Genomic DNA, 7719 nt, shown 5'->3' on the forward strand with positions numbered 1-7719 from the left:
GCCGCGATCTGGCACAACCACAAGACCGGCCAGCCGGTCCTGCGATCCCTGATCGCCTACGACCACTGATCACATCGGAATAACTCGTCTAGCGCTCCGCGACGAGCTGGAGATCCCTGTCGCGGCCGATCGGCAGACCGGCAGACCGGCAGACCGGCAGACCGGCAGACCGGCCGACCGGCAGCCGGGCCGGGCCGGACCGAGCGGAGCCGACCCCCGTACGGCTCTCGCACGGCTCTCGTACGTCACGGTTGTACGGGCCCGGCCGGGCCGTTCAGTTCACCGTGAGGCTCCGGTTCGGGTGGTAGCGCTTGAAGCCGTCGAAGCGGATTCCGGGCCGGTCCAGGGTGTCCCGCCAGCGCTGTCCGGCCGGTGACTCAAGCGCCGCGATGTGCGACTCGACGTCCGTCCACTCGGCGAGGTTGAGGATGCCGCGGCCGTCCTCGGCGAGGTGGAAGTGCGCGGCGACCAGGCCGGCCGGGGGCTCGTGCCCGGCGGCGTCGGTGATCGCGTCGACCCACTCCCGCCGCGGCCCCTCGCCGTCCGCTTCGAGGCGTACGGCGATCAGCACGGTGGGCGGCTTCGTACGGTCGGCGACGACAGTGCGGTAGTGGCGGCAGCGGGTGAGGCCGGGGCGTTCGATGCCGGGGATCTCCGCGTCGATGCGGTCGATCATGACGGGCCGGTGCGTCTTCACGTACGTGCGGTGGTCGTCGTCGCTGGTCCACTGGGCGTAGTGCAGGACGCTGTCCCCGTCGGCGGCGATGAAGTTGGAGAGGGAGAGCAGCGCTTCGGGCAGGTCGTCCTGGCCCTGCCACTGATCGAGGACGGCGTCGGCGGCGGCTTGAGAGCGGGCGGAGGTGCCGGTCAGCCACTCGCTGACCAGGGCCGTACCGGCGTCGGGCCGGGTGAAGTCCGGAAAGCCGGGGGAGGGGAGCGGGCGGGGATCTGGAACGGCGCCTGAAGGAGTCATGCGCTCAGCATCGAACTTGAACCGAGGTTTAAGTCAAGTCTCCGTTCTCGCCCGCTGCCTCTGCCTCTACGCCCTTTCCGGCACGGCCAGTTCGGCCCGCGCACGCCACTGGGCGGCGAACGGCTCCAGCGTCGGCCCCATCTCCGGCAGCCGCGGAACGACCGCCAGCGCGCTCACGATCTGGAGCAGCCGCGCCCCCTCCATGACGTCCAGCAGGCCAGGGTCCACGCGTACGCCGCTCACCCGCTCGTACTCCGCGACCCCGCGTGGCCCGGCCGTCGTCAGGTCCCACTCCAAAGGACCCCGCGTGACGTCCTCGAAGTCGTTGAACAAATGGCCGTCGGCGGTGCGCAGCACGTTGTAGAACGGCGCGTCGCCGTGCAGCGTCCGCATGCGGGCGGCGGGGAAATACGCGGGCAGATCGCGTACGAGCGTCTCCAGCACCGCGTACTCCCGCTCGGCCCGGTCCAGGTCCGCCGCCGTCAGGAAGTCCGGCCGCTCCTCCCGCAGCCGGTCCAGCGCCGGAGCCAGCGAGGGCACCAGTGGGGACAGTACGGGCAGGTCGTCGGGGTAATCCGCCAGCAGGGCGTGCAACTCGGCCGTCCACCCCGTCTGTTCGGCGAAGCGTTCCTCAAGCCGCTGGGGATCGACGGCGGCCAGGTCGCCGAGTGCGTCCACCTCGCTGACGAACTCCCAGAACGTCAGCGTCATCCCCTCGATCTCCACCGGCTCGCGCGGAACCAGCGGGCTGGGCCGCACCACCGGAGCCCCGCGATCCGCGAGCCACCCCGCCACGGCCAACTCGTCGCGCTGCGTGGCCGCCTGCTCCTCGACGGACGTCAGCGCCAGCGTCGGCACCCGCACCACCACCGGCTCGGGCGCGAGATGAACCAGCACGTTGAACACGTCATGCAGTACGCGCGGTTCGTCCGCCCGCAGCCCGAGCCGCCGTCCGGCCGTGGTCGCGAGGCGCACGGCGAGCTGCCCGCGCGTACTGAGTGCCTTGCCCGAGGGTTCCGCATCGCCGCTCATGGCGCCGATCCTGCACGGCGGGCGGCCCGCTGTCGATGGATTTGCCCCCGAGGGCCCGTCAGGGACCGGCCGTCGCGACGGGCTGACAGGCGGTGACATTTTTGCGCGGAGCGCTCCGCGTGTGCCTACGATCCAGACGGCGTTGTCGTGCTCCGCGCAACCGTTTCGGCTTCCGGTCGCGTCGTAGCCACCCGATGGCCAATGGCCGTCAATGCGCTGAGCAGGTCCCCCCACAGCAGTAAGGAGCGGAGTCACATGGCACGAGCAGAGTCCGGCAAGAGGGTCATGGGCTGGGCCGCCGCAGCCGCGTTGCTGGCGGCCACGCCGCTCCTGGCGGCGTGCTCGGGCGACTCGGACTCGTCCTCCGACGACGCGAAGCCCTCCGCCAGTGGTAGTCAGTCGCCCTCGGCTCCTTCGTCGCCCTCGGCCGGTGATTCGAACGGCTCCGACGCGAAGACGGGCGGCCGGCCCACCATGTCCGAAGCCGTCAGCACCTGGGTCGGCGCGGTCATCGAAAAGGACACGAAGAAGGCGTGTCTCGTCTCCGCCATTCCGGGCAAGGGCTCGGCCCCCGCGCAGGGTGCCACCCCTGAGAAGTGCGACGCCGCGACGCTGAAGAAACTGGCCGTCGGCGTGAAGGCCATGGGCAAGGCGTTCACCCCGCCGGACGCCTCCGGCAAGCCGACGGTGAAGGTCAACGCGCCCGAGCCCAAGAAGGACAAGGTGCTCGTGCCTTCAGCCCAGATCATGGTCGACGGGAAGCCGCTTCGGCAGATCATCTTGGACGCCTCGAAGGGCGTGAACCCGAAGAGCTTCTCGGCCAAGGTCGAGGCCGAGAAGCTCGACGGGAAGTGGTACGTGGGCGACTTCGACCTCAACGCCGGAAGCGGTAACCACCACCCCCAGGGGCACTGACTGCCGAGAGTTTCGCCAGGTTGGTCAGGCCGGACAGGCTGACCGCTTGGCGAACTCGGTGAAGGCCGACCAGGCACCGGGGGAGAGGGCGAGCTGCGGGCCGTCGGGCACCTTGGAGTCACGGACGTGGACGCGGGATCGGCAAGGGGCGACTTCTACGCATGCGCCGCCCTCGTCGCCGCTGTGGGTGGACTTCGCCCAGTCGTAAGCGACTTCGAGGCATGCGCCGCCTTCTTCGGTGCTGTGGGTGGACTTGGCCCAGTCGTAAGCGACCTCGACGCAGTTGCCGCCTTCTTCGGTGCTGTGACTTGACTTGCTCCAGTCGTAAGCCACCTCGACGCAGTTGCCGCCTTCGCTGCCGCTGTGTGTGGACTTGTTCCAGTCATAGCCGACTTCGACGCAGTTGCCGCCCTGGTCGGTGCTATAGCTGGACTTGCGCCAGGTGTAGGCCACTTCGAGGCAGGCACCGCCTTCGCTGCCGCTGTAGCTGGACTTGAACCATGCGAGATCGTTGGTCATGTTTCTCCTAGCAGCCGGTCCAACAGGTCCTTCGTTTCCTCGGGATTGAGCGCCTGCGTACGCAGCATTCCATATTTCTGTGCGACCGTGCTGACCTCGTCACGGTCGGTGATTAGCTGGCTGTGAAGGTACGTCTCGGCGTAGGCGATGTGGTCGTGGCTGGGGGTCTCCAGTAGCACGAAGGGGCCGGAGAGCCCGGCATGTGTTTCCCGCCCGAGCGGCATGATTTGAATCGACACGCCAGGCAGGTCCGCACTCGTGCGCAGATGCTGAAGCTGTTCCCGCATGGCATCTCGACCGCCCAGGCGATCCATCAGGACGCTCTGCGAGATGATGAAGCTGGCCGTAACGGGCTGCTTGCGGTGCAGGACGACTTGGCGCTCCAGGCGAGCAGCAGTGCGGAGTTCGATCTCCTCCTCGCTGAGCTGCGGCACTCCGCTTTGAAAGGTGGATCGGGCGTATTCCTTGGTTTGGAGGAGTCCAGGGACTACCTGGTTCTCGTATGAGCAGAGCGTGATCGCCTCCTGCTCGTAGTCCACGAACTCCTGTGCCCATACCGGGTACTTATCCCGATCCGGCATGTTCTCAACCGCCACCCACAGGGCACCTCCCGTCTTGAGCAATTCGTCCAGCCTCTGTGCGATATCCGGCAGCAGGGGTCGACGCCCCTGTTCGATCGATGCGATGGTCTCCTCGGATACGCGCAGCAGTTCGGCCAGGGCGGCCTGTGTGTATCCCGCGTTGCAGCGGAACAGTGCTACTTGTGCGCCGACGAGTCGCATGACGGTGCACTGCTTCTTGGGCTTCCTGCGTGGGGGCATGGCGAACAACTCCCCGTCCGGGGTAGTGGCTGAGCGGAAGTGGGCCCGTACCTCGCATCCGTACGGGATGACGCACTGTCCCACCTTAATTACTCGCTGCCACTTTTTTCGCATGAACGAGAACATCCAACCTTCTGTTCAGCGCCAGCGGTTCTACCGACGCGAGCGGCGGTCGGTGCCGCTGGCGAGGGGGTTTGTGTGGCAGGCGCTCGCCGACTGGGGAGTGCGGGGGCGGGGCGAGGACTTGTTGCTGTGCGTGAGTGAACTGGCGACGAACGCCCTGCTGCACGGTGTGCCGCCCGGACGCGGCTTTCGGCTGGTCCTGCGGCTGTCGGCCGATGGGGTGCTGCGCCTGGAGGTCCATGACAGCGGCGGCGGCTGGCCTCACGCTCGTACGGACGCGTCGGATGCCTCGGCGGCCTCGGAGGGCGGGCGCGGGCTGTTCCTGGTCGAGATGCTGTCCGACAAGTGGGGCGTCAGTGAGCGGACCCCGGGCAAGGTGGTGTGGTGCGAGTTCATGGCGTGAGGGGGGTGACTGCGCGCGGGCGGTCGGTAATTCCGGTGGCGCGGTGGCGTTGATGGGATAACCTGTCCGGGATTTCGCGCGGCAGGTTCTCTGCCGCTCCGTTCGGCGCGCTCGGCGTCGACACGCACCGCGTGCCCTGCCCGGAAGGAGGCGAGAGACATGGACCGTGCTGAATGCGTTGCGGCCATAGTTGCCTCCGGCCGTGTGCCCTCCCTCCTCTGCGGTGCGCGGTAACTCTTCCCCCTTCTTGTTTCTTGTCTTCGGCATCTTCCTGAGATGCCGCGTCACGAGATGTCCTGGCCTGCGTCGTTCGTCGCCGCGCGGGCTGCGGGGGCGCGTGCCCGAAGACGGGCTCTTCTTTTGCTGGTCACCGTGGTCTCGGCACTCGCCGCCTCGCGACCGGCAAGAGCGCCGGCGTTAGCGATACGCGGCTGGTGAGGCAGGCCCCGGGTGCTGTCCGCGGTTCCCGCTGCCCTGTCGCCATGCCGTGTCCCCGTGCTGCGCACACCGGCCCGTCGTCACCACTGCGACCGTCCCTGGCCGGCTGTCCCGACAGCACTTCGACGCGAAACGTACGTGATCGCCATGAGCAAGAAACGTCCCGGAGGGGAACCCCTCCCGTCCACCCCGTCCACGGCCGCCGACCGTTCCCCGGACGGCGAGGTTCCCGCCGCGACTCCGGTAACGGCACCGGCACCGACTCCCGATCCGAAGCGCTGGTGGGCGCTGGCCGTCATTGCCCTCGCCCAATTGATGGTGATCCTTGACGGCACCATCGTGAACATCGCGCTGCCCTCCGCCCAGCACGCTCTCGGCATGTCGGACGCCGACCGGCAGTGGGTGATCACCGCCTACACGCTGGCCTTCGGCGGGCTGCTGCTGCTCGGCGGCCGGATCGCCGATCTGGTGGGCCGCAAGCGCACCTTCGTCATCGGCCTGGCCGGGTTCGCCGCGGCCTCCGCGCTGGGCGGCGCGGCGGCCGGTCCCGGGATGCTGTTCGCGGCGCGGGCGCTGCAAGGCGCGTTCGCGGCGGTCCTGGCTCCCTCGGCCCTGTCGCTGCTGACGACGACGTTCACCGAACCCAAGGAGCGGGCCCGGGCGTTCGGGGTCTACGGGGCGCTGGCCGGCGGCGGCAGCGCGGTCGGGCTGATCGTGGGCGGTCTGCTGACCGAGTACCTGAACTGGCGCTGGTCCCTGTACGTCAACGTGCCCATCGCGCTGGCCGCCCTGCTCGGCGCACCGGCCTTCCTCCGTGACCGCTCCGGCCGTCAGGGCGGGCGCCTGGACGTGCCGGGCGCGCTGCTGGGCTGCGGCGGGCTCGTAGCTCTCGTGTACGGATTCAGCGAGGCCGGACCCCGCGGCTGGACCAGCCCGTCGGTGCTCTCGCCGCTCGTGGCCGGCGTGATCCTGCTCGCCGCCTTTGTGTGGTGGCAGAGCCGCGCGGCGAACCCGTTGCTGCCGCTGCGCATCGTCAAGGACCGGGTCCGGGCCGGATCGCTCGCGACGATGGGCTTGGCCACCATCGGCATGTTCGGCGTCTTCCTGTTCCTGACGTACTACTTGCAGGTCGTCCTCGGCTACCCGCCGGTGCGGACGGGCCTGGCCTTCGTGCCGATTTCAGCCGGTATCGCCATCGGCGCGACCCAGATCGCGGCCCGTCTGCTGCCACGCACGGCACCGCACATCTTGATGTCGTCCGGCATGGTGCTGGCCGCCGCAGGCATGGTGCTGCTCAGCAGCCTGACCGTGCACGCGCAGTACCTCTCGCATGTGCTGCCCGCCCTGCTGCTGCTCGGTCTGGGCATGGGCCTGACCTTCATGCCGGTCTACGCGACGGCCACCGCCGGCGTGCCCGCGCAGGACGCCGGTGTGGCCTCGGCCGCCCTCAACACCATTCAGCAGATGGGCGCTTCGCTGGGCACCGTACTGCTCAACACCATCGCCACCGGCGCCGCCGGACGTTACGTCCACGCGCACGCGCACGGTCCGGCTCACAGCGGCGCGACCCTCAATGAAGGCATGGTGCACGGCTTCTCCGTCGCCTACTGGTGCTCGGCGGGCGTCCTGCTGCTCGCCGCCCTGGTCGCGGGCCTCGCCGTACGGCACAAGACGCCGAAGCGCGCCGGAAACGCCTCACCGGCCTAGCGAGCCGGGTCGTTTCCCGCCGCCGTCCGCCTCACTCCTCGAAGGACTCTCCATGAAACCCCTGACCGAGCACGACATCCGTACCTCGTTCGTCAACTGCTCGAAGGGCGAGGCCAAACGCCTCCCCCTGCCCAAGAACCTGACGGACCTCGACCACTGGGACGACCTGGACTTCCTGGGCTGGTTCGATCTGTCCGCGCCCGATCGCAAGTACCTCGTCGTCGAACGCGCCGACGAACTCGTCGGGCTGTCCCTGCGCTCCGCTTCCGGCACCCGCGGCTTCCTGCGCCGCAGCCTGTGCTCGCTGTGCCTGACCACGCATCCCGGCAGCGGCGTCTCCCTCATGACCGCCCCCAAGGCGGGCCCGGCCGGCCGCGGAGGCAATTCGGTGGGCCTCTACATCTGCGCCGACCTGGACTGCTCGCTGTACGTGCGGGGCAGGAAGAAGGCCGCACCGGGCGGGCACATGGAGGAGTACCTCACGGTCGAGCAGCAGGTCGAGCGCCTGCGCGGCAACCTCGACGCGTTCGTGGAGCGGATCTTCCACTGAGACCGGCAGGGGCTCGTCGGCCATCGTCGCCGAGCCCCTGTCCACTCCTTGAACCGCCGTCTCCTCGCGGCTCCTCCGGTCCTGCGCGCCGGACCTCACCGGATCTCAGAGGGCGTTTGAAGTGGGCAGATTACCCTTGACGCCCTAGACGAGTTATTCCGAATGCTGACGGTGTGTCCGGGAACGCAGACAGGGCGTCCAAGATCGTTGTGTGACGAACAACCTGGACGCCCTGCTG

General features: G+C 68.7%; 8 protein-coding genes and 1 pseudogene. 4 read left to right on the plus strand and 5 right to left on the minus strand.

The window, feature by feature from the left end:
- Window positions 1-274: 274 nt before the first annotated feature.
- Both AB0I22_RS39355 and AB0I22_RS39360 read right to left on the minus strand, forming a co-directional pair.
- Window positions 275-973, minus strand: a complete 699-nt coding sequence (locus AB0I22_RS39355) for an antibiotic biosynthesis monooxygenase (RefSeq protein ID WP_363135847.1) — start codon at window positions 971-973, stop codon at window positions 275-277.
- 66 nt (window positions 974-1039) lie between these two features.
- Window positions 1040-2005 (minus strand): aminoglycoside phosphotransferase family protein, encoded by a 966-nt coding sequence (locus AB0I22_RS39360; RefSeq protein WP_363135848.1) that lies wholly within the window; start codon window positions 2003-2005, stop codon window positions 1040-1042.
- A gap of 255 nt (window positions 2006-2260) precedes the next feature.
- Here AB0I22_RS39360 and AB0I22_RS39365 point away from each other — a divergent pair, with 255 nt between their 5' ends.
- Complete coding sequence (locus AB0I22_RS39365; RefSeq protein WP_363135849.1) at window positions 2261-2920, plus strand: hypothetical protein; 660 nt, start codon at window positions 2261-2263, stop codon at window positions 2918-2920.
- Between the two features lie 24 nt (window positions 2921-2944).
- Here the strand turns inward: AB0I22_RS39365 and AB0I22_RS39370 are convergent, their stop codons facing one another.
- The 3 genes and pseudogenes from AB0I22_RS39370 to AB0I22_RS39380 all read right to left on the minus strand — a co-directional run bounded on the left by AB0I22_RS39370 (window position 2945) and on the right by AB0I22_RS39380 (window position 4221).
- Entirely contained in the window at window positions 2945-3253 is a 309-nt protein-coding gene (locus AB0I22_RS39370) for a DUF397 domain-containing protein (RefSeq protein WP_363135854.1), read from the minus strand.
- Window positions 3248-3439, minus strand: a pseudogene (locus AB0I22_RS39375) (DUF397 domain-containing protein); the annotation flags it as partial. The pseudogene AB0I22_RS39375 and the gene AB0I22_RS39370, both read right to left, overlap by 6 nt.
- Window positions 3436-4221 carry a helix-turn-helix transcriptional regulator gene (locus AB0I22_RS39380; protein WP_363135850.1) on the minus strand — a complete coding sequence of 262 codons (786 nt, stop codon included), beginning with the start codon at window positions 4219-4221 and terminating at the stop codon, window positions 3436-3438. The pseudogene AB0I22_RS39375 and the gene AB0I22_RS39380, both read right to left, overlap by 4 nt.
- Before the next feature lie 151 nt (window positions 4222-4372).
- Between AB0I22_RS39380 and AB0I22_RS39385 the strand changes: the two genes are divergently transcribed.
- The 3 genes from AB0I22_RS39385 to AB0I22_RS39395 all read left to right on the plus strand — a co-directional run bounded on the left by AB0I22_RS39385 (window position 4373) and on the right by AB0I22_RS39395 (window position 7481).
- Window positions 4373-4786, plus strand: coding sequence for an ATP-binding protein (locus AB0I22_RS39385; RefSeq protein WP_363135851.1), 414 nt, complete (start codon window positions 4373-4375; stop codon window positions 4784-4786).
- Between the two features lie 585 nt (window positions 4787-5371).
- Window positions 5372-6931 carry an MFS transporter gene (locus AB0I22_RS39390; RefSeq protein WP_363135852.1) on the plus strand — a complete coding sequence of 520 codons (1560 nt, stop codon included), beginning with the start codon at window positions 5372-5374 and terminating at the stop codon, window positions 6929-6931.
- A 52-nt stretch (window positions 6932-6983) separates the two neighbouring features.
- Window positions 6984-7481 carry an FBP domain-containing protein gene (locus AB0I22_RS39395; protein WP_363135853.1) on the plus strand — a complete coding sequence of 166 codons (498 nt, stop codon included), beginning with the start codon at window positions 6984-6986 and terminating at the stop codon, window positions 7479-7481.
- Window positions 7482-7719: the final 238 nt, after the last annotated feature.

The organism is Streptomyces sp. NPDC050610, assembly GCF_040654875.1.
Classification (GTDB): Bacteria; Actinomycetota; Actinomycetes; order Streptomycetales; family Streptomycetaceae; genus Streptomyces.